The sequence below is a fragment of the Oculatella sp. LEGE 06141 genome (assembly GCF_015207605.1).
Lineage (GTDB): Bacteria > Cyanobacteriota > Cyanobacteriia > Elainellales > Elainellaceae > Oculatella.
Genome location: NZ_JADEWO010000049.1, coordinates 12,786 through 38,969, shown reverse-complemented (window position 1 = coordinate 38,969; position 26,184 = coordinate 12,786). Strand labels below are relative to the sequence as shown.

At 49.7% G+C, this 26,184-nt stretch carries 26 protein-coding genes, 1 tRNA gene and 1 other annotated feature; of the genes, 16 read left to right on the top strand and 11 right to left on the bottom strand.

What is annotated here, in order from left to right:
- Window positions 1-98 precede the first annotated feature (98 nt).
- The 4 genes from IQ268_RS24640 (at window position 99) to hypA (ending at window position 4,830) form a co-directional block, all read left to right on the top strand.
- Window positions 99-1,820, top strand: coding sequence for an alkaline phosphatase family protein (locus tag IQ268_RS24640; RefSeq protein ID WP_193884783.1), 1,722 nt, complete (start codon window positions 99-101; stop codon window positions 1,818-1,820).
- 359 nt (window positions 1,821-2,179) lie between these two features.
- The gene (locus IQ268_RS24635; RefSeq protein ID WP_193884774.1) at window positions 2,180-3,442 is read left to right on the top strand and encodes an OFA family MFS transporter; all 1,263 of its coding nucleotides are present in this window, start codon (window positions 2,180-2,182) and stop codon (window positions 3,440-3,442) included.
- Between the two features lie 529 nt (window positions 3,443-3,971).
- Window positions 3,972-4,460: a hydrogenase maturation protease gene (locus tag IQ268_RS24630; RefSeq protein WP_193884772.1), complete on the top strand. Its 489-nt coding sequence runs from the start codon at window positions 3,972-3,974 to the stop codon at window positions 4,458-4,460.
- The gene (gene hypA / locus IQ268_RS24625) at window positions 4,453-4,830 is read left to right on the top strand and encodes a hydrogenase maturation nickel metallochaperone HypA (protein ID WP_193884770.1); all 378 of its coding nucleotides are present in this window, start codon (window positions 4,453-4,455) and stop codon (window positions 4,828-4,830) included. The genes IQ268_RS24630 and hypA overlap by 8 nt, the downstream gene beginning before the upstream one ends.
- Before the next feature lie 150 nt (window positions 4,831-4,980).
- On the opposite strand, the gene IQ268_RS24620 is transcribed toward hypA, so the two are convergent.
- Complete coding sequence (locus tag IQ268_RS24620) at window positions 4,981-5,232, bottom strand: hypothetical protein (protein WP_193884768.1); 252 nt, start codon at window positions 5,230-5,232, stop codon at window positions 4,981-4,983.
- A 699-nt stretch (window positions 5,233-5,931) separates the two neighbouring features.
- On the opposite strand from IQ268_RS24620, the gene IQ268_RS24615 reads away from it, so the two are divergent.
- Both IQ268_RS24615 and IQ268_RS24610 read left to right on the top strand, forming a co-directional pair.
- Complete coding sequence (locus tag IQ268_RS24615) at window positions 5,932-7,584, top strand: sensor histidine kinase (RefSeq protein ID WP_228035686.1); 1,653 nt, start codon at window positions 5,932-5,934, stop codon at window positions 7,582-7,584.
- Between the two features lie 160 nt (window positions 7,585-7,744).
- The gene (locus tag IQ268_RS24610) at window positions 7,745-9,379 is read left to right on the top strand and encodes a DUF2079 domain-containing protein (RefSeq protein WP_193884764.1); all 1,635 of its coding nucleotides are present in this window, start codon (window positions 7,745-7,747) and stop codon (window positions 9,377-9,379) included.
- A gap of 25 nt (window positions 9,380-9,404) precedes the next feature.
- On the opposite strand, the gene IQ268_RS24605 is transcribed toward IQ268_RS24610, so the two are convergent.
- Both IQ268_RS24605 and IQ268_RS24600 read right to left on the bottom strand, forming a co-directional pair.
- The gene (locus IQ268_RS24605) at window positions 9,405-11,045 is read right to left on the bottom strand and encodes a glycosyltransferase family 39 protein (RefSeq protein ID WP_193884762.1); all 1,641 of its coding nucleotides are present in this window, start codon (window positions 11,043-11,045) and stop codon (window positions 9,405-9,407) included.
- Between the two features lie 154 nt (window positions 11,046-11,199).
- The gene (locus IQ268_RS24600) at window positions 11,200-12,129 is read right to left on the bottom strand and encodes a carbohydrate ABC transporter permease (protein WP_193884760.1); all 930 of its coding nucleotides are present in this window, start codon (window positions 12,127-12,129) and stop codon (window positions 11,200-11,202) included.
- Window positions 12,130-12,244: 115 nt separating this feature from the next.
- Here IQ268_RS24600 and purN point away from each other — a divergent pair, with 115 nt between their 5' ends.
- A complete protein-coding gene (gene purN / locus IQ268_RS24595) occupies window positions 12,245-12,928 on the top strand; it encodes a phosphoribosylglycinamide formyltransferase (RefSeq protein ID WP_193884758.1) in 684 nt (227 codons plus the stop codon).
- On the opposite strand, the gene map is transcribed toward purN, so the two are convergent.
- On the bottom strand, window positions 12,925-13,752 hold the full coding sequence (map, locus tag IQ268_RS24590; protein ID WP_193884756.1) for a type I methionyl aminopeptidase: 828 nt from the start codon (window positions 13,750-13,752) through the stop codon (window positions 12,925-12,927). The genes purN and map overlap by 4 nt on opposite strands.
- A gap of 111 nt (window positions 13,753-13,863) precedes the next feature.
- Window positions 13,864-14,343 (bottom strand): cupredoxin domain-containing protein, encoded by a 480-nt coding sequence (locus IQ268_RS24585; protein ID WP_193884754.1) that lies wholly within the window; start codon window positions 14,341-14,343, stop codon window positions 13,864-13,866.
- A 322-nt stretch (window positions 14,344-14,665) separates the two neighbouring features.
- Between IQ268_RS24585 and rplS the strand changes: the two genes are divergently transcribed.
- The 8 genes from rplS to rplL all read left to right on the top strand — a co-directional run bounded on the left by rplS (window position 14,666) and on the right by rplL (window position 18,824).
- Window positions 14,666-15,028, top strand: a complete 363-nt coding sequence (gene rplS / locus IQ268_RS24580; protein WP_193884752.1) for a 50S ribosomal protein L19 — start codon at window positions 14,666-14,668, stop codon at window positions 15,026-15,028.
- A 102-nt stretch (window positions 15,029-15,130) separates the two neighbouring features.
- Window positions 15,131-15,203, top strand: a tRNA-Trp gene (locus IQ268_RS24575).
- Window positions 15,204-15,255: 52 nt separating this feature from the next.
- On the top strand, window positions 15,256-15,519 hold the full coding sequence (gene secE / locus IQ268_RS24570) for a preprotein translocase subunit SecE (protein WP_193884750.1): 264 nt from the start codon (window positions 15,256-15,258) through the stop codon (window positions 15,517-15,519).
- Window positions 15,519-16,154, top strand: a complete 636-nt coding sequence (gene nusG, locus IQ268_RS24565) for a transcription termination/antitermination protein NusG (RefSeq protein WP_193884748.1) — start codon at window positions 15,519-15,521, stop codon at window positions 16,152-16,154. The genes secE and nusG overlap by 1 nt, the downstream gene beginning before the upstream one ends.
- Window positions 16,155-16,164: 10 nt before the next feature.
- Window positions 16,165-16,590 carry a 50S ribosomal protein L11 gene (rplK, locus tag IQ268_RS24560; RefSeq protein ID WP_193884746.1) on the top strand — a complete coding sequence of 142 codons (426 nt, stop codon included), beginning with the start codon at window positions 16,165-16,167 and terminating at the stop codon, window positions 16,588-16,590.
- A 182-nt stretch (window positions 16,591-16,772) separates the two neighbouring features.
- Window positions 16,773-17,489: a 50S ribosomal protein L1 gene (gene rplA, locus IQ268_RS24555; RefSeq protein ID WP_193884744.1), complete on the top strand. Its 717-nt coding sequence runs from the start codon at window positions 16,773-16,775 to the stop codon at window positions 17,487-17,489.
- Window positions 17,490-17,585: 96 nt separating this feature from the next.
- Window positions 17,586-17,742 (top strand) — a sequence feature (ribosomal protein L10 leader region).
- Between the two features lie 56 nt (window positions 17,743-17,798).
- Window positions 17,799-18,347 carry a 50S ribosomal protein L10 gene (rplJ, locus tag IQ268_RS24550; RefSeq protein WP_193884742.1) on the top strand — a complete coding sequence of 183 codons (549 nt, stop codon included), beginning with the start codon at window positions 17,799-17,801 and terminating at the stop codon, window positions 18,345-18,347.
- Window positions 18,348-18,431: 84 nt separating this feature from the next.
- Complete coding sequence (gene rplL / locus IQ268_RS24545; RefSeq protein WP_193884740.1) at window positions 18,432-18,824, top strand: 50S ribosomal protein L7/L12; 393 nt, start codon at window positions 18,432-18,434, stop codon at window positions 18,822-18,824.
- Window positions 18,825-18,911: 87 nt separating this feature from the next.
- Here rplL and IQ268_RS24540 read toward each other — a convergent pair whose 3' ends face one another.
- The 5 genes from IQ268_RS24540 to infC all read right to left on the bottom strand — a co-directional run bounded on the left by IQ268_RS24540 (window position 18,912) and on the right by infC (window position 22,667).
- Window positions 18,912-19,223: a 4a-hydroxytetrahydrobiopterin dehydratase gene (locus IQ268_RS24540; protein ID WP_370584698.1), complete on the bottom strand. Its 312-nt coding sequence runs from the start codon at window positions 19,221-19,223 to the stop codon at window positions 18,912-18,914.
- A 102-nt stretch (window positions 19,224-19,325) separates the two neighbouring features.
- Complete coding sequence (locus IQ268_RS24535) at window positions 19,326-20,255, bottom strand: histone deacetylase (protein ID WP_193884738.1); 930 nt, start codon at window positions 20,253-20,255, stop codon at window positions 19,326-19,328.
- A 278-nt stretch (window positions 20,256-20,533) separates the two neighbouring features.
- Window positions 20,534-21,052: a hypothetical protein gene (locus IQ268_RS24530; protein ID WP_193884736.1), complete on the bottom strand. Its 519-nt coding sequence runs from the start codon at window positions 21,050-21,052 to the stop codon at window positions 20,534-20,536.
- A gap of 108 nt (window positions 21,053-21,160) precedes the next feature.
- A complete protein-coding gene (locus IQ268_RS24525; RefSeq protein WP_193884734.1) occupies window positions 21,161-21,583 on the bottom strand; it encodes a hypothetical protein in 423 nt (140 codons plus the stop codon).
- A gap of 556 nt (window positions 21,584-22,139) precedes the next feature.
- Complete coding sequence (gene infC / locus IQ268_RS24520; RefSeq protein WP_193884732.1) at window positions 22,140-22,667, bottom strand: translation initiation factor IF-3; 528 nt, start codon at window positions 22,665-22,667, stop codon at window positions 22,140-22,142.
- A gap of 428 nt (window positions 22,668-23,095) precedes the next feature.
- Between infC and IQ268_RS24515 the strand changes: the two genes are divergently transcribed.
- Complete coding sequence (locus tag IQ268_RS24515) at window positions 23,096-23,665, top strand: ComF family protein (RefSeq protein ID WP_228035684.1); 570 nt, start codon at window positions 23,096-23,098, stop codon at window positions 23,663-23,665.
- Between the two features lie 125 nt (window positions 23,666-23,790).
- Here the strand turns inward: IQ268_RS24515 and IQ268_RS24510 are convergent, their stop codons facing one another.
- Window positions 23,791-26,184 (bottom strand): DEAD/DEAH box helicase, encoded by a 2,394-nt coding sequence (locus tag IQ268_RS24510; protein ID WP_193884728.1) that lies wholly within the window; start codon window positions 26,182-26,184, stop codon window positions 23,791-23,793.

Sequence of the window (26,184 nt, the reverse complement as noted above, 5' to 3'; positions counted from 1 at the left end):
TATAGTTTTACAAGAATGAAAGCACCGATCAAGCCAACACATCAACCTGGTTTAACGGGTGCCATTCCTACAACTCATTCTCTATTGCAGGTGTTCTTATGAGTCATCATTTAATTGATCATCCCCGTGCAGGAACTCAATCTGCTCATACGATTACAAAGAAGAGACCCGTTATTGCCATCGGGTTAGACGCAGCAGATCCTCGGTTAATAGAAACCTGGATGGCGCAAGGCCACCTTAAAAACCTGCGCCGCCTACGGGATGAGGGAGCCTATGCTCGCTTGAAAAGCTTTGATTACTACCGGGCAGAAACCCCCTGGACTACGTTTTTAACGGGTTGTTCTCCGCAAAAAACAGGCTTTTGGACACAATTAAGATTCCGCGCCAACGACTACAGCGTAGAAGATAGTCAGGCATATCGCTTTGAAGAATATCCACCGTTTTATGCGCTGGGAAATGATTACCGGGTAGCCGTCTTCGATATGCCACAGGCTCGTTTGTCCGATCAGGTCAATGGCATTCAGGTTCTGGCATGGGGGGCACATTCACCTCAATCTCTAAGCCATTCTCGCCCCTCTGCTTTATTTGATGAAATTGTAGAACAGTACGGTCAGCATCCAACACTGCGAGATGATAATGCTAATGTTCTGGATGTGCCTGCATTAAAGCAATTGCAACACGATCTGGAAACCGGAATTGCGCGACGTGCCGCCATTTGCCAGGATTTGCTAGAACGAGAGCAATGGAACTTATTTCTAACCATTTTTGGTGAAATTCATGGCGCAGGACATTACATGTGGCATATGAGCCAGCCCGATCATCCGCTTTACTCGGTTATGCACACCCAGGCCGAGGATATGTTGCTTGCTATCTTTGAGGCAACCGATAAAGCGATCGGGCAGATCATTGCTAAAGCTCCTAAAGACGCTGAAATTGTTGTGTTTGCTGCCCACGGGATGGGTTCAAACACAATGGATTTACCCAGTATGTTCTTCCTGCCAGAGTTTCTCTATCGCTATAATTTCCCTGGCAAATATGCCATGGCGCGTGGCAACACAGGAGAACCGCTTGGAGAACCCATTACCAGCGGGCGGGTAAAACGGTGCTGGTTGGGTGCCCTCTGGAGCCTGAAGTATGAGCCAAATCCGATCGCGGCATTCCTAAGACGCAACCTCAAACTGAAGCTGTTTAATTTGATTGCTCCACTGTTGGGTCGCCGTCCCCAACCGGATCTAATTTCTCCATTTGATTTGGTTGAAACCTCTCATTCCTTCTACTTTCAGCCAGCAGTTTGGTATAAACCATTCTGGCCAACCATGAAAGCCTTTGCGCTACCCAGTTATTCAGAGGGGTATATTCGCATCAACCTCAAGGGACGAGAGCCACAGGGCATCGTCGATCCGGCAGATTATGATACCGTGTGTGATGATATTTGCGAAAAGCTATATCAGCTTAAGGATGCCCGTACAGGCATTCCAATGGTTAAACAAATTATTCGTCCTCGACGCGATTTGCCGAACTGTGAGCCGAGCAAGCTACCAGATGCCGACATTGTAGTTATCTGGCAGGAGGAAACAGCCTCGGATGCCGTCGAAAGTCCTGATATTGGCCGCATCGGCCCTGTTCCACATCACCGATCGGGCAGTCACCGCGCAGAAGGATTCCTGGTTGTTAAAGGAGCCGATATTGATGCCGGATCAACCTTACCGGAAGGTCATTCGCTCGACTTAGCGCCGACCCTCCTGAGCTTGATGGGTGCGCCCATTCCAGATCATTTGGAAGGTAAACCAATGATCAACGTATCAACCCCTGCATCCTAAGATTCAGAACCTCTCAATGGGGATGAGCTTCAACACAAAGGCGATCGCTTCAGTTCTGGAGAGCGATCGCCTTTTCTCTTTCCTCACAAGTTCCCCACATTTTTCTCCTATACCTGGTTGAAGCATCATCCTGATCATTAACAGTGATGCTTACTTGCAAGAGTTGATTGTCATGGTGTTGATCTTCGCGATGTGAAAGCTACGTTGACGGATGTTGATTGGCAGCGGCGATCGCATCAGATGCCTCCGTACATGAGCCAGGGACTGGTTGACCCTAAACGGCAGCAAAACGGAAACGTCTGATGAAGTCAGTGACATTCAATACTCGGTTAAGACTAGAATTACTGCGCTTGTAGACTATGAACATTACCCATGATGATTCCCACTCTAATTCAGATCTGACCGTATTTGGACGACCAGCCACCCAGGGAAGATGGTTGCTGATTCCTCTGGGAATGAGTATCTTACTATGTTTGGGAACCGTCTACTCCTGGAGTATCTTTAGAACACCCCTGGAAGGCGAATTCAATGTCGGAGCAACGGAAAGCCTTTTGCCCTATACGGTTGCCCTTGTCTTCTATGCGGCACTCATGCCGATCGCTGGGTTTTATATTTCTCGGATTGGCACCCGACCAATGGCTGCGATTGGTGGAATTATTGTTGGCATCGGCTATATTCTCTCTAGCTTTGCGACCCATATTGGTATGATGACCCTCACCTACGGAGTCATTGCCGGAACCGGAGTTGGTATAACTTACGGTGTACCAATGGCGGTAGTTGCCCGATGGTTTCCCGATAAAAAAGGACTGGCGGTAGGATTAACGATTATTGGATTTGGGTTATCTCCCCTCATCACCGCTCCCTTAGTGAATCATTTAATTGATGCTTACACCGTCCGACCCACCTTACGGATCTTGGGAATTGCCTTTATTCTGATCATTCTTGGGATCGCAACCACTCTGAAGTTACCTCCAAGGAATTGGTACCCCTCGGGGAAGTTATCTACTCAATCTACATCTAAAGTAACGTTGACCTGCTCCATGACTCCATTGAAAAGCCGATCATTCTATGGACTATGGATTTGTTACACGATTGGAAGCCTGGTTGGATTAAGCGCCATTGGCATTTCGAGTTCCGTCGGTGAGGAAATTATCAATATTGAACCAGGGTTGGCGGCCAGTAGCGTTTCCCTTTTTGCTTTATTCAATGGAATTAGTCGTCCGTTGTTTGGCTGGTTGAGCGATCGCTTTCAACCTCATTACGTGGCGATCGCATCGTACACTCTGATTTTGATTGCTTGTCTGCTGATGGTGAATGCTCAAGCAGGACAGGTAACGACTTATTTGATAGCCTTTTGTCTGTTTTGGTTTTGTTTGGGAGGTTGGTTGGCAATAGCTCCAACCACCACCCTCCGATTCTTCAACCCTGACCAGTACGCCCAAAACTACGGCATTGTGTTTACTGCCTATGGAGTAGGTGCCCTGTTGGGAACGCTGGCTATCGGACAAATTCGAGACTGGTTTGGCACCTATACTTATGCATTTTATCCAATGGCACTGCTGGCTATTATCGGTATCGTCGTTGCCAGCACGATGCTGAAGCGCGATCAATCCTCATGCTGAATCCACGTCTTCTACAAAAGTGGTGCACGGCCATTGACTGACAAAAGTTCTAGACCCCCATCCCTGGTTGCTGACCGATCTTGGGAGCGTGGATTGAGCGTCAATTTCGACTACGCCCTTACCTGTACCGTAGCCTGAGCGTAGCCGAAGCTGACGCATGCGAAGAATCAGCATTTCAGGAGTTTGGTCAGTCACTCGGCTCTCATCCTATGGTAGGGACAGGTTCTAGCAAGACGCTAACTACAAGCCGATTATGGTTTGCTAAACCTGGCTTACAAAGATTGGTCAGTGAATCAGGGGACTAACAGAGACAAGACATTTCAAGGATTCATAGACAGGTTATTTTGAAGGGTGGGATTCAGTTTTCTACAGCAATGAGATTCGACATCATTCTGAACAGATACTTTTGCAGAACTACCTTACTGAAGCCTCACACCTTCAGTCAGTCCACGTTTAGCGACTGTTTCCTCACAAGTTTCTCAAAGTGTTCCTCTAAAGTGGGGTAGAGCATCAACAAACGTGAGGACATATGAGCTGCCATCTAGCCGCCACCCTTAAAAGTCTGCGTCGGGCGATCTTGGTTGTTGCTTACGGTAGCCCTTTGCATAGTCATGATGCAGTGGGGCAACAGGTTGTTACAGAAGTAGCGGCCTGGGGAATGCCGAACATGAAGGCGATCGCGGTTCATCACCTCACTCCTGATCTGGCTGAGCCGCTATCAATGGCCGATCTGGCTATCTTTGTGGATGCTTCTACCTCAGCAGCACAGGAAATACAGGTTCGTCCAATTGGGCTGGACAACTCTGCGATCGCAACAGGCCACGGGTGTGAACCGCAAGTGCTACTGGCAAAGACGCAAACTGTTTATGGCTATCATCCTCAGTCATGGTGGGTGATGGTACCGGGCGGCAACGTTGAACCAGGAGAGGTTCACTCGCCTGTTGCCGAACAGTGCGTTGAAACCGTTCTTCAGGAAATTGAACAATTGATTCACCAACCAGGCCAAACCTATGCATGAAGTTGGAATGATACAAAGCATTCTAGATACTGCTGTCGCACGTGCTAAGGAAGAAGGTGCCCAACATATCCGATTCGTGCAGATGCGGGTTGGTGAAGCGTCGGGAGTCGTGCCGGAGTCTCTGGAGCGTGCGTTTGCCGCAGCCAAACAGGGGACGATCGCGGAAGAGGCTCATCTCCAGATCGATTATGTCCCTACTGTTTGTTACTGCTCCCGCTGCGACCTGGAGTTTCAACCTGCTGCCCAGCGCTACGAGTGTCCCCAATGCCGTCAAATCATTACAGAAATCCGGCAAGGCAAGGAGTTTGAACTGGCATTTCTGGAATGTCTCTTAACCATTGATGAGCCAACCAACCACGACAAGGTGTAATTACCCCAGTGGAACATATCTTTGCTATGTTCCACTGAAGCCTTCATTTTGCAGATCATTTACAGCCATTTTCATTCGCATTCACCACACACCGAACCCCACACCCATCCTGGCGAGACTGTGGCTGACTCGATTGAGAACTGCTGTAATTCATAAGTCCTTAGCAGCAAACAGCTTCCCAGAGTCGTCCAGTCGGACGATTTCAGTGCCTATTTTCCGATATGCACCTTGTGACTCTACCGTAGATACGCTGCTGTGTTGAAAGGAACAGTGATGCGTCGCCATGTCAGCATCCAGCACAGGCATTTCTTGCCAGCAATGGCGACAAAACCAGACCGTTTGATGAGCGTGGATTTGACGAATCAGTGGATTGGAACAGCAAGGGCAATTTACCATAATCATTTTTCAACCTTAATCTGTTAAGAATTGTTTGCAAAATGTTGAGTTTATGATTCAAAGTTGAACTGATTTGCCTTCACAGTAGCTCAGAGTTTTGAGGAACTTATGAAGATGTTAAGAACATTGCACTTTTGTCACTCTCCGTTGCAAAACAACATCAATTTATGAGTGATAGCTCATTTCTCCATGCACTTTTAAAGCATCCGCTCAGATGAAACCTCCTCTCAGGGAGGCGATGAACCTGCTGAACGTTGCAGATCGCGTCCTTCCAGTGATTAAAGCCAGTGATTCTCTCAGGAAATGGTCGCCGAATCCTGTGTCTTTATAAGAGAGATATAGGAGAGGGAAAGTAGGAGAGATTGAAACCATTTCAGAGGATGTCTTAAAAGTGCTAAGCTCCAACTCGAACCGCCCCCTAAATCCCCTATTTTTGGCTTCGACGTGAGCGCTCAGCCGAACGGGGACTTCCGAATCAATTCTGTTTCAAAGTCCCCCATTTTTGGGGGATTTAGGGGGCTAATTTAGAATGTTGAGCCATTCTCAGACACCCTCTCAAACGGCCTCTCAGTTCTGCCGCTTTGCGGAGACATCAGGTAAATCTCTCCAGGAGAATTTGGGAACACTAACCTTATCTTGATGCGGTACTGTTCGACCTTCGTGCAGAAAGCCGCATCAATACACCCTGGCCAAGTCGCGATCGCTATGAAAATTTCTCACAAACTCGTTGGCAGCTTTATCGGTATTTCTCTGTTAACAGGAGCCGTTGGTGCAGTTGCGATCGCTCAAAGTCAGAAAATTGCTGAAACCCTGGCGATCGAAGAAGCAGAACATGTTGCTCAGGTCATTGCCACTTCAATTACTCACGACGTGAATTACGATCATGGTTCCCAAACTGGGGAAGAATCAAATTACCTGCAAAACTTCACGAATTTGCTGCATGAGTTGCAACGGCGCGACATTGTTGTAGTCGATCGACAAAAGCAGATCCTGGCGGATACCGTTCCTGAGAATGTAGGCACTATTTTTGATCACGATCAGAACAACGAGATTCAGCAGACGATGGCCGATGGCCAAACCAGACTCTTTCTGGAGCAGAGCGCCGATTATCCTCAGGGCATTAAGCTTCTCGTCGTTCCATTAATCACCGATCAGCAGGAGGTTGATGGCGCAGTCATTCTGGAGTGGTCATCCATCTACGATCAAGCGATCGCCCAAGCCCGACCCACCATCATCGTCATTGGCCTCACCAGTTTGGGCTGTCTTGTTCTGGCTTTGCTAGTGGGCTTACAGATTTCGAGCAGCATTGCCAAACCGCTTCAAGCAGTCACAGACGTGGCGCAGCAGGTCACGCAAGCTTCTAACTTTGATCTGCAAGCTCCGGTCACAACAGGTGATGAAACGGGCACGCTGGCAACGGCGCTGAATCATCTCATTCAACGGGTCAAAGTGCTGCTCAATGAAAAAGAGCAACGCTCAGAGGAACTTCAGCACGCCCTGGATCAGCTTCAGAGAACGCAACTGCAACTGGTGCAAACCGAAAAAATGTCGAGCCTGGGGCAATTGGTCGCTGGAGTGGCTCACGAAATTAACAACCCGGTCAACTTTATTCACGGCAACATCACTCATATTAATAGCTACACGCAGAACTTGTTGGAGGTGGTGCAGGCTTATCAAACTCACTATCCCGATCCGCCTCAAACCCTCCAGGCAACCCTGGACAATGTGGAACTCGACTTTCTGCTTGAAGACCTAACGAAGCTGCTTCAGTCAATGAAAGTTGGCACAGAGCGGATTCGGCAAATTGTTTTGTCTCTCCGCAACTTCTCCCGCCTGGATGAATCTGAGTTTAAAGCGGTTGACTTGCACGAAGGACTCGATAATACGCTGCTGATTTTGCAACATCGCCTCAAGGCAAAACCAGAGTGCCCAGGCATTGAAGTCGTTAAGAACTATGGTCAGTTGCCGCTGGTTGAGTGTTATCCTGGACAGCTCAATCAGGTATTTATGAATTTGCTAGCCAACGCGATCGACGTGCTAGAAGACTCGACTCAGCACCAGACAACCGATCAGTCGTCTGCTCAGATCTGGATTACGACTCAAGTGTTAGCAGATAATCGAGTGCAAATTACGATCGCAGACAACGGTTGCGGGATACCAGACACGGTCAAAGCGTGCATGTTTGATCCCTTCTTCACCACTAAACCGATCGGCAAAGGTACAGGCTTAGGCTTATCAATTAGCTACCAAATTGTGACTGAAAAGCACCACGGTCAGATGCGGTGCGATTCTACCCCAGGAGAAGGTACCAAATTTATGATTGAAATTCCAATTTGCCAACCTGTGTCCGCCATTTAACCTCCGTTGGCAATAGTAAAGATTGCGGCATAGAGAGATTGCGGCATAGAACGGCTGAGCAGGCGGACTGAAGTCATCTGCACTTTCCGCTCTTGAGGATTGGCTCTAGACGTGAGAGGGTTATCACTGGCAATATGCGTGCAGGGAATGAGCAATCGCCATGTGGATTTGGAAGAAAGAGCCAGAGCTAAGGATTGTGATTGGGGTGGCCGCCGTCTTCTGGCTGTTGGTTAATCTCTTTGTGCTGCTGCGCTATTACAACTTTTATCCCTCCTATGCGGCCTTTAACCAGGGCATTTTTGACCAACTGTTTTGGAACGGCTTACACGGTGGTCAGTTTTTTCAAAGTTCGCTGTCTTCAGCTCTATCGAGTGCGGTCGTTAATGATGGTGAGCCACCCACGGTAAATTACTACCGACTAGGGCAACACTTCACACCGGCTCTGCTGCTCTGGGTTCCGTTTTATGCGCTGTATAGTTCTCCGGCTGGGTTGTCGGTACTGCAAACGACGCTGATTGCGGCGGCTGGGCTGGTACTGTATGCCTTGGCTCGGCATTATCATCCTCCCCGGCTGTCATTGTGGATTGCCGCCAGCTACTATGGCGCGATCGCCATCATCAGCCCAACTCTGGCGGACTTTCGCGACTTTTCGCAACTGCCACTCTTTGTGTTTGGAGCTTTGCTGGCATTCGAAAAACGTCAGTGGTGGCTGTTCTGGATACTGTTTGGCTTAACCTTGCTAATTCGAGAAGATGCGGGGGTCGTGCTGTTTGGCATTGGCATTTACTTTATCTTCAGCCGCCGCGCTCAGCGGGTGGGGTTAGGGGTGTGCGCGCTCAGCCTGACCTACATGCTGGTGGTTACAAACCTGGTCATGCCTTTGTTTTCAGATGATATTGCCCGACGCTTCATGATTGAGCAGTTTGGGCAGTTTGTAGACCGTAACGAAGCATCGACCCTTGATATCATTGGAGGCATTCTCAGCAGGCCGTGGCAGTTTCTTCTCCAGTTAGTGACCCCGCTGGATGGCAAGGTTCGCTACCTGCTCGCGCAGTGGCTACCGCTGGCCTTCATTCCAGCCCTGTCGCCCAGTGCCTGGACGATGACGAGCTTTCCGCTACTGCAAACGTTCCTGCGGCAAGATCCAGATGCCCTATCCATTAACTTGCGCTATGCCCTGACCTGGATTCCGGGACTATTTTATGGCGCAATTTTGTGGTGGGATCAGCATCCCAAGCAGTTGCGATCGCGCTTTCGTCAATTTTGGCTGGCCTGCCTCACCCTTTCCCTGATTCTGACCATTGCGGCGAATCCAAACCGATCGCTTTCGGCCTTGATTCCGGATTCGTTTCAACCCTGGGTCTATGTGTCGCCGAGCCGCCAATGGCAACATGCCCAGGCTATTCGATCGCTGATGGCACAAATTCCACCCGATGCCAGCGTTTCAGCCACTGTGTACATTCAGCCCCATCTCTCGAACCGTCGCGAACTGCTGATCTTTCCGCAGCTACGGCTAGAAAACGATGCGGGGCAGGTGGTACAGATGCAGTATGTCATTGCCGACCTGTGGCAACTGGAGCAATACCAGGTGGCGTTTGACGACGATCGCCGCCGCCTTAGAAGTTTTGTGCCAGCGATCGAGCGGTTGCTGAACCGTCGCTATGGGTTGATGGAGATGCAGGATGGCGTGCTGCTGCTGCGGCGAGGGGCAGACTCTAACCCGGAAGCCGCCGCCGCCTGGTCAACCTATCGGCAGGATTTGAAGGTAGCCATCGAGCGATCGCCCAATGAATAACTCAACGTCTAACGGTTGAAACGTCTCAGCCGTCTTTTGTTAAGAGTGTCCAGCCCTGAACCGTTTCTAAAACTTTAGAAGAATCTAAAGCCAGTGCAGCCGTAGCCGCTTCATCTAACAAGAAATAGGGCTGCAAATCTTTCTGCCAGCGCTGTTGAAGCTGCCTGCGCGAGAGAGCGATCACCTGGCGATCGCTGTAAAAGTTGAGCGATGGGCGGCTGTACTCATAAGACGTATAGATTTTGGTGCCAGGAGGAGTATGCTGCTGAACGATCGCCGCCACTGGCCTCACTGGATACGACTCGGCCAGTTCCCAGATCCAATGTTCAGAAACCATCAACAGCAGCAGGGAAATATACATTCCCCACAGCAGAACAGCAATAAACTGCGGATTTTGACGCACCACCAGCACCGCTGCGGCGGTCATCGTCAGCCCAACCGAAGCGAGAACCACCTGCAAGTCGGGTTCGGGCGTATCGCTCCACATACCAAAGTAGAGCATCCCAATCCACCCGGCTGCGGCCAGTAAAACGAACGCACCAAACCAAACTGGAGAATAGGCAGAATACGGATCGTACTTTGCCCCCACGGGCAGGCCACGCTTCCACATCATGGCAAGCTGTGCCCCAGTCACCAGAGCCAACGCCGGATAGAGCGGCAACACATACCACGGCAGTTTCGTCACCATCACCGAAATAGACAGGAAATATACGCCACTCCAGACCAGAACGAGCTTTGCCCAACTCAGGTTGCGGTTGAACCAGGTTAAGCGAAAGCCAAGCGGCAGAAACAGCAACCACGGTGCGCTGTACTTAATGACTTCTAGCAGGTAGAACCAGGGGTAGCCACCGTTGTTTTCAACGGGTGCCCATACTCGACGCAAGGACTGATTCACCAAATTGCTGTTGAGAAATGTGGGGCCATAGTGAAGCCACTGCGCCACATACCAGAGAACAGCCGGTGCGCCACCAATGACGATCCCCAACCAGAGGTAAGGCAATGTCAAGAGCCGTGGCGTGTCCCACAGCAGAAACAGAATGGCGATCGCCCCCATCAACACCGCCACCATCACGCCCTTGGTGAGGCAGATCAACCCCAGCCCAATCCCAATCCCAACCGCAAAGCGTCTGTCTCGTCTGGCTAGCAGCACGCACCACAGCATCAACAGCATGAAGCTCAAAATGGCACCGTCCAGCATGGCTAGCCGCCCCTGGCGCACAACGGGCAGAAAGGTTAAATACACGAACGCCGAAAAGACAGCAGGCGATCGATGGTGGAAGATTTCGCGCCCGATGCCATACAGCAATGGTACCGATAACGCCGTTAACAGCGCGCCGGGAAGCCGTGCTGCCCATTCATTCACACCAATGACGCTAAAAGCGGCAGCAATTAGCCCATGCATCAGGGGAGGTTTGTTGCTATACGGTTCGCCCCACAAGCTAGGAAACAGCCAGTTCAACGAGTCGGGTGGAGATTGCCAGATCTCCCGAGCAACCTGAGCCACAAGACCCTCATCCCAATCGCGCAGGGGGAGTCCACCGAGGTTGATGGTAAAGAGGACGATCGCCGCAACGACCAGCCCAATGCTCCAAAACCAATCGGTCTTGTTGTAGCTGCGGTGCAACCACTCCTCTGACTCATCCACAAGTAATGTTCTATAACTCATAACTCAGGTTGCTTGTTTAACGTTAACGCCGGACTTCGTCCTCTAGATGCTCTCGTTCAGCCGTTTCGGTAGGTCGGCACTTCGCACGATAGTTGGGGTAGCCCCAGTACAGGTGAAGGCTCTGTTCCTTTGCACAGACACCCAACTTCCAGTTTTAATTCTCCTCGCGCGAAATCTGCAACTGCACGTAAACCAATATCAACGTTACGGCTAACAAAACCGTAGCGGCAGCCGCTGCATAACCAAAATCAAACAGGGCAAACGCCTGGTTGTAGATGTAAAACACCAGCAGGTTAGTTGAATTAAGCGGGCCTCCCCCGGTCATAACGTAGGGCTGCTCAAAACTCCGCAGTGTAAAGATGGCGGTTGTAACGGTGGCAAAAACCAACGTCGGTCGCAATCCCGGTAGCGTAACATGCCAGAATTGCTGCCATGACCCTGCCCCATCCAGTTCGGCTGCTTCATATCGGCTCACGGGAATTGCTTGCAACCCTGCTAGAAAAACGACCATATTAAAGCCGAGTTGTTTCCAAATGCTCAACAGAATCAGCACGGGCATCGCCCAAACGGTACTGCCTAACCAGGGAATTGGCTCGATTCCAACCGTTTTGAGTAGTGCATTCACCGGGCCGTCGGTTTGAAACAGCCAGCGGAACCCTAACCCCACCGCTACCAATGATGTAATGGAGGGGATGAAATAGGCGGTGCGGAGTGCCCCTCGGATGGCAAAGGCACGGTTTAGCCCTACCGCTAATCCCAGCGGAATCACCAAACTGGGAACAACAGTGGCGATCGTAAAATAAGCGGTGTTCCCCAACACCTGCCAAAAATCTGGAGTGACGACCAACCGCCAATAGTTTCTTAACCCAATCCAGTGCGTGCCTGCGCGAGTGAAGTTCCCTGCTGTAAAGCTCAGGTAAAACAGATAGGCGATCGGATACAGGACAAAAATACCTAAAACAATCAGAGCTGGAGCCAGAAACAACCAGGCCACTACCGTTTCTCGTTGAGAACCAGCCAGAGCGTGTGGAGGTTGAGGGTTAGCCAGCGAGACGGGCGGAGTTGAGGACGACTGGGTGGTCATGGGTAAGCAGTCAACATCGCTAACGTGTGCAGAAACCCGTGTAGAGTCTAGTCTACTTTCAAAAAATAACGCCGGATGACATGGTAGGGTTCATAGTTGCGTTGTAATTGAACTGATGGCTGCCAATTTCTTCTCGGCTGATCATACTGAATCCTGTTCTAACCTGATTTCACCGCCACCGACAGCGTTTGAGCAGGATTGGGCCTCTGCTCCGTTGAGGCTGGGGGTAATGGCATCCGGCAGCGGCAGCAATTTTGCAGCGATCGCCCAAGCCATTGCCTCTCGTCAGCTCAATGCTCACCTTTCGGTATTAATCTACAACAACCCGGAAGCCAGAGCCGCCGTCAGGGCGGCAGAGCAGCACATTCCCGCCGTTCTGTTGAACCACCGCGACTTTTCTAGCCGAGACGCACTGGATGCAGAAATTGTTAAAACGTTGCAGCAGCATGGAGTAGATTGGGTGGTTATGGCAGGCTGGATGCGGCGCGTCACCACTGTTTTAATCAACGCCTTCCCCCGGCGAATCGTTAATATCCATCCCAGTTTGTTACCCAGCTTTCCGGGGATTCGTGCCATTGAACAAGCTCTGGCCGCCGGGGTCAAAATTACAGGCTGTACGGTTCACTATGTTGAACTGGAAGTCGATAGCGGGCCAATCATTGCCCAGGCAGCCGTGCCAATTTTGCCAGGTGATACACCCGAAACGTTGCATCAACGCGTTCAAGCCCAGGAACATCGCCTTTACCCTATGGCAATCGCGATCGCCGCCACCCAGGCGCAACAGCACCCCCCAACCTAAACCAGAGTGCGATCGGTCAAGATTTCGTAACCGTCTTCCGTCACCAGCACCGTATGTTCAAATTGTGCCGAGAGCGATCGATCGACCGTAACCACCGTCCAGCGATCGGACAGCGTGCGGGTGTGCTTTGACCCAGCATTGATAATTGGCTCGATCGCCAGGGTCATCCCTGCTTTTAGCTTCACGTTCGGCATTTCGTGAGTCCGAAAGTTGAAGACCGATGGCTCTTCGTGCAAATTACGGCCAACACCGTGCCCCGTAAAGTCTTCCACGATTTTGAATCCATTGGCTTCTGCGTGGTCTTGCACAGCTCCAGCAATGTCCAGCAAGTGATTGCCCGCTTTGACTTGCTCAATTCCTTTGTAGAGCGTTTCTTCAGCCACACGGATCAGCGTTGCCGCCTCTGGTGTCACCTGACCCACGGCGATCGTAATGCACGAGTCTCCATGAAACCCTTCGTAATACGCACCGGTATCGACCTTCAAAACGTCACCCCGGCGGATCACCTTCTTCTGTCGCGGAATGCCGTGAACAACTTCGTTATTGACGCTGGCGCAGATAGAAGCCGGAAACCCGTGATAGCCCTTAAAACTGGGAGTAGCACCCATTTCACGAATCCGCTTTTCGGCATGGGCATCTAAATCAGCCGTGGTCATTCCCGGCTCGACCAGCTCCGAAATTTCCTTCAACACCGTTGCCACTATTTTTGCAGCTTGCCGCATGATGACGATCTCATGGGATGACTTCAACTCCGCTCCTCGACGTTGTTTCTTAATCCGAGGAGTTGAGGCAGGTTGGGGCAACAGGTTAGTCAAAAAATTCATGTTTAACGATCCTGGCAACGGAAAGATTAGGGTGTGCTTAAACCACCTATTAAATTCAAGGTAGCTTAGTTTTTGATGCAAGAGATTAAAGACACAGAGAGAACGACAGGCTCAAGCGCCCGGAAAGCTATTAATCGCGATCGTGCCCTGCATCCCAGCCTCAGCATGGCCTGGTATAGAGCAATGCAGTTCATAGGTGCCCGGTTTAAGTGCTACAAAAAACCACTCTGCCTCAGCCGTTGGCTTCAGCTCTAATTCGTGAATGGCTCCCTTCACCTCAACCTGGCCTGCTTCTACCTTCTGTGTCCAAATGTTGTCGGCAAAATCTTTAGCGGTAAAGTAGTGCTTTTCGGGGCTGAGGTTATCCAAAATCAGTTTGTAGCGTCTGCCGGCTTCAAATTCCAACTGGTTGGGAAAAAACATCAGGTCGTCTGCCGAGTTTCCCATATGGACGCGAACCTCAATTGGAGTTTGCTTGACTGGCGTTCTATCAGCCGTAGCGGAATGGGCAGAAAAAAAGGTTCCTAACCACGCCACTAGTCCCAGGGCAATACACAAACTAATGCGTAACAACCGGGTGAATATTGCCATTGCCAAATCCTCCTCCAGCCATGACTGATATCGCCGCATCGTACCGTGAGCGGCGTGTCTGCAAAGACGCTACTTGAACTTGAATCGGTTGAATCTATCTGTTAAGTGTAAGGGTTTGGCTGACCCGCTTTGGCGCGATCGCCTCACCCAGGTTCAATCTGTTACGAATCTTCTCGAAATAGGTTGAAGATGCCGCAATCAAAGGGGCGGTTCGATGCCCGTCAGCGTCAAATTCGGATGTTTTTCTCTAGACTCTAGAGCGATCGTCGGGTTACAATCAGGAATTGCGAGTTTTTTTGAATTTAAGAGACGGCACGGCAAGATGAACGCTCAAGAAATCATTAACTCCATTGAGTTGGAGCAGTTAAAAACAGACCTGCCGACCATTTTTGTGGGTGATACGGTACGGGTCGGCATTGTGATTCAAGAAGGTGGCAAAGAGCGGGTACAGCCCTATGAGGGCACTATCATCGCAATGCGAAACGGCGGAATTAACGAAACCATCACGGTTCGTCGAATTTTTCAAGGCGTTGGAGTGGAACGGGTGTTCTTGCTTCACTCGCCCCGGGTCGCCAGCATCAAAGTTTTGCGGCGAGGGAAAGCCCGTCGAGCTAAGTTGTACTACCTGCGCGATCGGATTGGTAAGGCAACACGCCTGAAGCAACGGTTCGATCGCCCTTTATAAACACCCTCTGAAATGGCGAGTCGCTGCTGGATTTGGGAACTTATACAAGAACAGTAGACGAACTGCTAAACTAGGGAAGGCATTTAGCGATGCTAACCTTGTGCGCTCTTAGTTCAGTTGGTAGAACGCAGGTCTCCAAAACCTGATGTCGGGGGTTCGAGTCCTCCAGGGCGCGCTGTCTCATTTCGAGAACGGGTTAAAGCTCTGCGGCGAGGCAATGAGGAACCGTGGCAAAGAAGGAAAAAGAAGCATCGGACGTACAGAAAGCGCAAAAACCTGAGCAGAAAGCAGAGCAAAAATCAGAAGAGTCTGGCTTCAATGTTTCTACTTTCCTGCAAGGAACCAAAGAAGAGCTAGATAAGGTAGTTTGGCCCAGTCGTCAGCAGCTTATCAGCGAATCTGTGGCGGTTATCTTGATGGTGACTCTTTCTGCTACGTTGATTTATTTGGTTGACAATTTCTTTGGTTGGGCTGCTAGGCAGGTATTTTGATGACTTTTGCATCAGACGACTCAGACAACTTAATGCAACTGGAAGAGGAGGAAGGCGGTGGTACTGCCATCCGAGCTGCCCGTTGGTATGCTGTCCAGGTCGCTTCTGGCTGTGAAAATCGGGTAAAGCTTAATTTGGAGCAGCGCATCAAAACGCTCGATGTGGCGGGTCGCGTGCTTCAGATTGAGATTCCGCAAACGCCAGTGCTGAAGCCGCAAAAGGGCAGTAAGCCGAAAGAAGGTAGTGAAAAAGTTTTTCCAGGCTATGTGCTAGTGCGTATGGTCATGGATGACGAAACTTGGTCGGTGGTTAAAAACACGCCCAATGTCATTAACTTTGTTGGCGCTGAGCAAAAGCGCCGCTACGGACGGGGGCGAGGGCACGTCAAACCCATGCCTCTTGGCTCTTCTGAAGTAGAACGGATCTTCAAGCAGGCGCAAGAGCAAAAACCGGTTGTCAAAATCGACATGGCAGCAGGAGATAAGATCGTAGTGCTGTCTGGTCCCTTCAAAGATTTTGAGGGTGAAGTCATTGAGGTTAGCCCTGAGCGGAGCAAGCTCAAGGCACTGCTCTCAATTTTTGGGCGAGACACGCCTGTAGAATTGGAATTTAATCAGGTTCAAAAGCAGAGCTAGTTCATCAATAATGGCGAAAAAAGTTGTTGCAGTTATCAAGTTAGCGATTAATGCAGGGAAGGCGAACCCTGCTCCTCCGATTGGGCCTGCGCTGGGTCAGCACGGGGTCAACATCATGATGTTTTGCAAGGAATACAATGCCAGAACAGCAGACCAGGCTGGCCTGGTTATTCCAGTCGAAATTTCTGTTTTTGAAGACCGCAGCTTTACATTTGTTCTCAAAACGCCTCCGGCATCCGTGTTGATTCGCAAGGCAGCCGGAGTTGATAAAGGATCAGGCGAACCTAACAAGAAGAAGGTGGGTTCGATTACGCGCGACCAGCTACGGGAGATCGCTCAAACTAAAATGCCTGACCTCAATGCAAACGACATTGAAGCGGCGATGAAAATTGTTGAAGGTACCGCTCGCAATATGGGCGTTAGTGTTGCCAGTTAATGGCTACCTCTTTTTAGTACCTGAATGTGCAGTTGAGTAATACTATTCTCAGCAACGGCATTCGCAGCAATTGCATTTTGGCACCAGTAGCCTTGGCAACAGTAGTTGCAACGCACACAGCACCGTATTTAAACCTTATTCGGGGGAGAGAACTGTCTCGCTAATACCCCAGGAGTGACATCATGGCTAAAAAAGTATCGCGTCGGTTACAAGAACTGCAAAAGAAGGTTGAAGACCGCGTCTATGAGCCGATAGAAGCATTGAATCTGCTGAAGGAAACTGCAACCGCCAAGTTTCCGGAGTCTGCGGAAGCTCATATTCGGTTGGGTATTGATCCCAAGTACACCGATCAGCAATTGCGTACAACAGTCGCTTTACCGAAAGGAACAGGTCAGGCCGTTCGGGTGGCTGTGATTGCCAGAGGTGAGAAGGTCACCGAAGCAACCAATGCAGGAGCCGACCTGTCGGGTTCAGAAGAGCTAATTGACGACATTCAAAAGGGCATGTTGGATTTTGACGTGCTGATTGCGACTCCTGACGTAATGCCTCAGGTTGCTAAGTTGGGTCGTCTGCTGGGGCCCCGTGGGTTGATGCCGTCTCCTAAGGGCGGTACAGTTACCTTTGATGTTGCTCAGGCGATTCAAGAGTTTAAGGCCGGTAAGTTAGAATTTCGTGCCGATCGCACAGGAATTGTTCACGTGCTGTTTGGCAAAGCCTCGTTCTCGCCTGAGGATTTGCTGATCAACCTGAAAACGCTGCAAGAAACGATCGATCGCAACCGTCCCTCTGGCGCAAAAGGGCGTTACTGGCGTACGATTTATGTGTCTTCAACGATGGGCCCCTCTATTCAAGTTGATGTCAACTCATTACGCGACTTGAAGATGTCTGAGGTTGCATAATAGAAGACCGGGAGACAATGATACACTCGTCTCTTGTTTTCAAACGCCCACTGGTTTTGCAACGCTTAGAGGAGTAGCAAGCACTCACACTATTGCCTAACTAAATACGCAACGCCGGAGACAGCAGGAGCATGATGCTTAATGTCCTGCCGAGGTTTGCTTCCCCTGTTTTACCCCAGACTTGCAATTCGGGTAGAGCAAGATGGAACGCCTTCCTAACCCCGGCTTTTGCCCGGGGTTTTTGATTGGGGTTGCGGTGAGGCTTTCAGGTTTGGTAGTTCACGCCCGATATAAGGAGGTGAGATACGAATGGGAAGAACGCTAGAAGGGAAAAAGCAGATCGTTGCCGATCTGAAGGAACAGTTAGATGGGTCACTTCTGGCTGTAGTGATCGACTACAAGGGACTATCTGTTGCTGAGATCACTGATTTGCGAAATCGGTTGCGTCCGACTGGGGCAACTTGCAAAGTTACCAAAAATACGCTGATGCGGATTGCGGTAGATGGCAGTGAAACCTGGCAACCAATGACAGAGTTTTGCAAAGAGTCGTCGGCCTTTTTACTAATCAAGGATGACTTGAGCGGCGCACTCAAGGCTTATCAAGATTTCCAGAAGGCCAGCAAGAAGACCGAAATCCGTGGCGGGGTGATGGACGGACGAGCGCTCAGCGAAGCCGATGTCAAGGCGATCGCCAACCTCCCGTCGAAAGAGCAGCTTATTGCTCAGATTGCAGGTGCTATCAATGCAGTGACGACCAAGGTCGCTGTGGGTATCAAAGAAGTGCCATCCTCCCTGGCTCGGAGTTTGCAAGCGGTTGCTGATAAAGATAAAGATTCAGATCAGCAAGATGCGGCCTAAGTTCAACCATGCGCGATGGACTGCGAGATTTCAAGGCCATCGCCTGTAACCCTCAACGTTTAACACTCACTACGGAGTAATTCTATGTCTGCTGCAACTGATGAAATTTTGGAAAAGTTGAAGACGCTGACCCTGTTGGAAGCGTCTGAACTGGTTAAGCAAATTGAAGAAGCGTTTGGCGTAACGGCTGCTGCTCCTGCCATGGGCATGATGCAGATGGCTCCCGGTGCGGCTCCTGCTGCTGCGGAAGAAGTGGAAGAACAGACCGAATTTGACGTCATCCTGGAAGATGTCCCGGCTGACAAGAAAATCGCTATCCTCAAAATTGTGCGTTCCCTCACTGGTTTGGGTTTGAAGGAAGCCAAGGATTTGGTGGAGTCTGCGCCTAAGCCCGTTAAGGAAGCGATCGCCAAGGAAGCTGCCGAAGATGCTAAGAAGCAACTAGAGGAAGCTGGCGCGAAGGTTTCGGTTAAGTAATAGCTGTGGCTTAATTTAAGTGACACAGAAAGAAGGGCGCAATTGCGCCCTTTTTTTGTTGAAATCACGAAGCCAGGTTCATCACGCTTAATAGCCCGAATGGCTGGCTCCCATCGGTTCACTGAGTTGAGAAATGGTGCGTGCCAGATCAAAATCGCCTTGAGTTAGCCCACCCGCATCATGAGTGGTAAGGCTAACGGTCACTTTGTTGTAGGCGATCGCAATATCGGGGTGATGCCCTGCGGCTTCGGCGGGTTCCACTAACCGATTGACAAAGGCGATCGCCTCAACAAAGTTTGTAAATTCATAGGTTCGGCTCAGCCGTTGTCCATCGGTTGTCCAACCGGGCAGTTGCTGAATTTGTCCAGAAATAGCTGACGGTGTAAGCCGTTGGGCGATCGTTCCAATCTCGGCGGTTGCCATGTCTGTCTGGCTTAACCACGAGAGGGCGATCAGCAAACCAAACCCTAGCGGAAGCAATTGATGTCGCATTGTTTTCTCTTAGAAGGTCATCAAGCAGTGCTCAATGGTAGAGGCAACCGACTCGGCGAGGGCTTTGAAATCGTATCCCCCTTCCAGGCCAAATAGAGTACGAGGAGTGATTTGCAAACAGTAGTCCGTCAACATGCCATAGTCTTGAGGCTGCAAAGCCATATTCGCTAGCGGATCGGCATATGCTGCATCATAACCTGCACTCACAATCAACACATCGGGCTGAAAGCGGTTCAAGAACGGCATTACTTTCTGCTCAAACAACGGTTGGTAGTCCTGGATAGCGCTCCCTGAAGCCAGCGGCAGGTTGAGAACATTGTTATACGCTCCTCGCTCATCCGCACGCCCTGTACCAGGATAGTGTGGAAACTCATGTAGGGAACAGTAGGCAATTTGGGGGTTATTCTCAACGATCGCCTGGGTGCCGTTCCCATGATGGACATCCCAATCTAAAATTGCCACTCGGTTAACCGCTGCTTGCTGCAAGGCATAGTGGGCGGCGATCGCCGCATTGGAGAAAATACAGAATCCCATGCCGCGATTGGCTAACGCATGGTGCCCCGGTGGTCGAGCAATTACAAAGGCTGGTAGGTCTGTTGCCAATACCCGATCAATACCATCCAACCAGGCACTCACTGCCAGCAGGGCGACATCATAACTGTGCGGAGAGACGACCGTATCGGGATCGATATGTCCGCCGCCGTTCTGCGCGATCTGGTGTATGGCCTCCACATAGCCAGCCGGATGAATGGCGTGCAGGGCATTGGTTAGCCGGGTACCCTGAGCGGCAACGGGGGTAGGCGATCGCCACTCCAGCCGATTGGCCCACGGAGCCGCCTTTAACCCCGCTGTAATTGCGGTCAAACGGCCTGACGTTTCAGGATGATATAAGCCTGTATCGTGCTGCAAAAACTCGTCCGAATAAATAATAGGCAGCATAGCTTCGATCGCATTGGCAATTGTGTCTCTACTTCTACTCTAATCTGCTGATGGCGAAGTCTAGTAGCTTCAGAGCGAATGGAACGAACCAAACCGAGCCAAGAGACAGACAAAAAGGCTGCCAGGGCAGAGATTGAGACAGTCTCGTACCGCAAGCAACCTTTTTGACAGTCTAGCTACGTTTGCTATCTACAGATTCAGAGATCCGATCAACAACGTAACCTCCGTTTGCAGCTTCAGAGTTCAATGATAGGAACTAGAAGCACAGCTACACAGGACTAGCGACGACCCAGCCATTTAGCGGCAACGGCTCCTAATGCTGCTCCCACCATAGGATTGCTGAGAAACTTGAGCATTGCAGGCTGGTCGGCTAAAACATCCTGAAAAATATCAGGGTGATTATGATACGCGAAAGCCGTCAACTTAGAGACATCGTCTGCACTCATCCGGCTGGCATGATGGGTAGATAAGCCCAACTGCTTTTCTAAGTCGCGATCGCTCAAACCCCGGCTCTTAAGGTGCTTAAAGAAATCGCGGGCAACGTCATCTCGCTCATTGGGTTTAATTTGTGAGATTGCCTTCTGCAATTCTGGCTCCATCTGGTTAGACGGAATGCGATCGGGATGAAAGGCACGACCAAACAAACTGCGTCGCTCTTCACGGGACGATCGCTGGGCAAAATCATCAAAGTTTTCGTATTCGTTGGTGGGCGTACCGGATGAATTGTCTAAAGAATCCGTGTCACCCCCTGCCAAATCGTTCATGATTTGACGTTTATACTCGTTGCTACTAGGCATTTCAAAACTCCTGTATTAATCAGCCTGGTGTAATCAGGCATTGGGTAATAATCGTGTTTCAACTCAATGAGAAGCAAATGAGTGTCCAGCGAACTGGCTCGTCTGTTCCTATTGATATTGAATGCGTTGGGTTGAGTTATCGTATTTTGCTGTTAAAATCAACTCTTTGTCTGGGGCATACATCAAAACAGTTAGATCATGATTGGGGAAGTTCTTTTGAAACCCTTGTACTAAAGATTTTGCCAAGGCTCGAACTTCATTGGGGCGAACCTGAGGAGAAATGACAACCCCCAGCTTGTCGCTATCGCGCACATAAGCGTCTTGAATTAAGCCGTGAGCCGTTTGGACGACCCAATTACCAAAGCTTTGACCAGATGTTGTATTGCCCCGCTCAAGCTGGCTGTAGGATGTGGTTGGCGTTGTCACAGATTGAGTTGCCTGATCTACGCCGCTACAGGCTGAGGTTGTAACCAGAACCAGAACTAGAGATAAAGCAACCAATGCGGTGCGAAAAGACTGAAGTATCCTCACTTAAAACCTCCTAAAACATTTCAATGGGCATCATTTGAAATGCCCTGTGTTCATACGATAGAAATAGGTTGAAACTTACGTCTCTAAGACTAACTACCTGTGAATCACACGGTATGAAGTTTGCCCCTGTTAAACCTCCTTCAAAGGTTGTATTTAGAGACACATTTTTGTATTCAGAAACGTTGTAAGGCTACGCAGTAGTCCTATTTGATTCAGCTTTCGTTCAGCTCCAACCCGGTACCGGAGCTTGCTTAGTCCGTTTACAGAGCGATGTAACAGCAGCATTTATGGGTGCTGTTGTGAAACGATCGCTGCCTTTCAACGGAGAGCAACCTGAGCAAAAAAGAGATAAAAATTAATATCTTTGTTGACTGAGTTGACCAATAGCATGGTGTGGCGTGTCTGATTTAGGTCTAGTTCGCTAGACAGTGACGATGGAGAGCGATCGCCGCCTCAAAAACTGTTGAGCATAAAAAAACTCCAGGACGAGAGATATCTCGCTCTAGAGTTAGAGAGTCTGAACTCAGGTCACAGTCTGCTGTGACGGCTTAAGACATTATTTTTTAGGAGAAAGCATCATCATCATGTTGCGTCCCTCTCGCTTCGGAGTTTGCTGCAATTCAGCAACCTCTTGCAAGTCTTTGGCCATCTTCATCAGCAATGTTTCAGCAAGATCCGTATGCTGAATCTCTCGCCCTCGAAACATTACTGTTGCCTTAACCTTATCCCCCGACTTGAGAAACCTCTCAGCCTGGTTAACCCGAACCTGGTAATCGTGATCTTCAATTTTATAGCGCATTTTCACTTCTTTCACATCAGAAGTATGCTGCTTCTTCCGGGCTTCTCGCGCTTTCTTCTCTTGTTCAAACTTGAACTTACCGTAGTCCATAATCCGGCAAACGGGCGGATCGGCCTTATCGCTGACGAGGACTAAATCTAACTCTTTTTCCTCTGCAACTCTAAGGGCATCGCGAGGAGCCATGATTCCTAGCTGTCCTCCGTCAGTGTCGATCACCCTAATCTTCGGAAATCTAATCCTTTCGTTAATGGTGGGCAAATCTCGGTTTTGTTTGATCAGAGCCATGAGCAGTGGTTTCGGTGGTTGTTAACAGCTCAGTTAAAGTACTACGAGCAGATTTTACTAGGATGGACAATAAAAAGAGATAACAAACATGTTAGATCCACCGGAATCGGGCGGAACTATAGATTTGTTACAGCCATTTTAGCCAGATATATGAACGGTCTGTCTACTATCGAGCGTATCGAGCGAGCGACCCCAAGGGAGTTAAACGCTGCCACAGCGAGGCTCAGCTTTTATTACCCATCACCCTCATAAATTTAATCCTCAAACGAGTTTAACTTCATTCCAGATTTCTCAAACAGAACTCAACCCTCAAAATCAAAATTTGTTACGTTATGCCCGCCTGGACTCGCTCTTTCGCCCGTTTACTCAATTTATTTCTAGAATCCAACTGCCCGTTGTGCCAGCGATCTACGGCGAACGCTTTCTGCTTGGACTGTCAACGCCAGGTTCAACGCTGTCAGCTTCACCATTTTCAACCGTCTGAGCGGGGTTCCTTACCCCTACTGGCCTGGGGAGGATATGAAGGAGCATTGAAGCGATCGCTCGCTGCTCTGAAATACAACAACTCTCCACAGCTTGCCCGCCCACTGGGACACTGGCTAGCTCAAGCATGGCTTGAATCTCCACTGGTTGCTGTAAAACCGATCACTGTTGTTCCCATTCCCATGCATGAGGCAAAGAAACGACAGCGAGGGTTCAACCAGGCGGAATTGCTGGCAGAGGCATTTTGTGATGTGGCAAAAGTGCCCCTGCAACGGCACGGGTTGGTACGAGTTCGGGAAACGGAGGCTCAATTTCGCCTTTCTGCCACGGAGCGATCGCAGAATTTAGCCAATGCATTTGAGGTCAATGAGAGCTTGCGAGACGGACGGCCACAGAGTGCTGTGTTGCTGTTAGACGATATCTACACGACTGGGGCAACCGCCAACGCAGCCGTTGCAGCTCTGCGTCGGCATCGAGTAGCCGTTTGTGGCATGGTAGCGGTAGCAAAATCATAGTCGAGAACGTTGGCTGGACGGTGGCCATTGTTCTGGTTGCTGTGGGTTCTACCCGCTTGGGGTGTAGGGTGCTAGGAGGCCATTGTTCTGGTTGCTGTGGGTTCTACCCGCTGGGGTGTAGGGTGCTAGGACGGCAACACTATTTTGTCAAGCTGATGTTTTAAGGCGTTGTCAAAGACCGGGCTAAACACTATTCTCTGGTTGGGAAAGGATTGCGCTAGCTCAGACCACTTCATGTGTTTGGTTGACCCATGCTTGTGGATGCCGTTGCAGTGTGGCGATCGCAATGTCTGTAGCGGCAGTTCTCGATCAGCCCAATCCAGCACATAAACCCATTCGTTTTTACAGGACGGATTAGGGGGATAAGTAGCAACGGCTTCAGAGCAAGGGTTGCCATGCTCCCGGCCTTGAATGCAAAAGGGTGCGTGCATGATATCTCGATACCAGTTGAGCAGTTGATATTGCTCAGGAAAATACACGGCTTTGGCAGAACCTGGTTGCGCTCGATGGTCGGTTTGCGAAACCGCTACTAATCCAAATTCAACTTGATGCTTATCCAGTCGATCTTTGAACATAGCCTGGAGGGCGCGATCGCGTTCGTTTTTCAAAACATGCCGCAGTTTTTCGATCGTAGCGACTGGATAGGATGGGTTGATTTCGGCAGTATACGTCTGGGTTGATGATAAAGCGGACAATGCATCTTTAACGACCGAATACGCCACCCAGGGGTTAGGAATGATGTCTAACAATTGGCGGACGATAAAGCCATAATCAACGATGGCAGCCGCAGAATTCTTGGTCTGGTGGTCAGGGTATGGGGTCTGGTCAAGAACCGCCATTGCTTCTTGATTCAAGGTCTTGTGCTTTTTGTCAGTGAAATAGCAGGTATCCCAATCCAGACGGCAAACCAGATCCAGATCAGCATTCAATGGGTGCCAACCGTCTGCGGTTTGAATCAAAAAATAGGGGCAGTAAACGGTTTCCGTGAGTTGTTGCACCGATGAGCTAGAGCGAATGAAATAAGAGTCCTCATTCGTATGGATTTGGATCGCATCGTTGCTACAGTCAGCTAACCCTTCGGTTTCCAGTTCTGTTTTGATTTGATGAGCGATCGCCTGCGTATTTTGTCGATAGCAAAAGACGTAGCTTTCATCCAGTTCTGGCATACCTGTTTTGCAACCATAGGGCTGGCGTAAAATTCTACCAATCAATTGAGTCGTTGCCCTGGTTGATGTTGAATTGGTTAAAACAGCCAGCACGTAGGCAAAGGAACAATCCCATCCTTCTTGCAACGCCTGCTTTGTAATGATGTAGCAAATCTGGCAGGTTGGGTCGAATAGGTCAAGGTTTTCAATGTCATCTCTTTCGCTTGATTTAACCGCGATCTGGTGAGGGTACACTCCGTATTCATCGATTAAAAATGCCCTGGCATCTTCCGCATGAATGTAACGACTATCCTGTTCCAGCGACTTTCCAGTTCGTTCTACCTGAATTAAACAAATAGGACGAATATAGCTGCCCGTTTTGGTTTGGTACTGTAACGCTTTTTGCTGAAGCAGAATTCGGTGCTGAACCGCCGCTCTCAAAACATCTTTCCAATCAGAACTCGCCGGATGCACTAAATGGATCGCTAGCTTAATCATCTCTTCTTGCTTCAGTTCCAGTCCTGATACTGATATCAGAACATTGCTGTTGCCTGGGGGCGTAGCTGATAGTTCAACTAAAATAGATGGATTTAAATTGAGCAGAGTTTCTTGAGCGCTCTGGCTATACGCTTTGTGGCCTTCATCTAAAATCATGACTGGCCTGAGAATTCTCAACGTATTTCCCAGCGAAGTCTTAACTTGTGGCAAGAAAGCACAGCTACTATCAAAACAGTCTAAATTAGGAAATTGTTGTAACAGTTGTTGATGGTGAGGCAGTTCAAAATCAGGTGGAAAAAAGCAGTCGAACTGGCTGGAATCTTGAAAGATTTTCAGCGTTTCTTTGCACTGGCGGTTTGCCGCAGGCAGCATTATTATTAAAATAACGAGGTTGTTGCTAATATCATCAGGCGTGAAGCGATCGCCCCTTTGCAACACTAACGTTCTGCCAGCACTGTTTAGATCTAGAACCTGACGATAGGGATGTTCCCGATTTCTTAAAGCGTTGAGCGTTTGGCGATAAATCTGTGCGGTAGGTACAACCCATACGACTAACCCATGTTGCTGCTTGCGATAAAAGGTATTAATTAAACCAATGGTATGAGTGGCTAATACAGTTTTTCCACCGCCCGTTGGGATTTTAAGGCAGAAGTTAGGTAAAGGGTCACCCAGGCCATTTCTGCGCGAAACGTACTGCCGAGCATACGGCAAGTTGGCAGCAACGTGAGGCAATTGAAACCACGCATGTTCCGGGAAATTAGACTGAGCGGCGGCATGATTGGGAGAGCGATCGCACTCTAACCTGGCTTGGGACAGTTGAATTAAATAGTTCTGAATGGCCTGTAAACATCTGATCTGATAAGCCTTAAGTCTCAT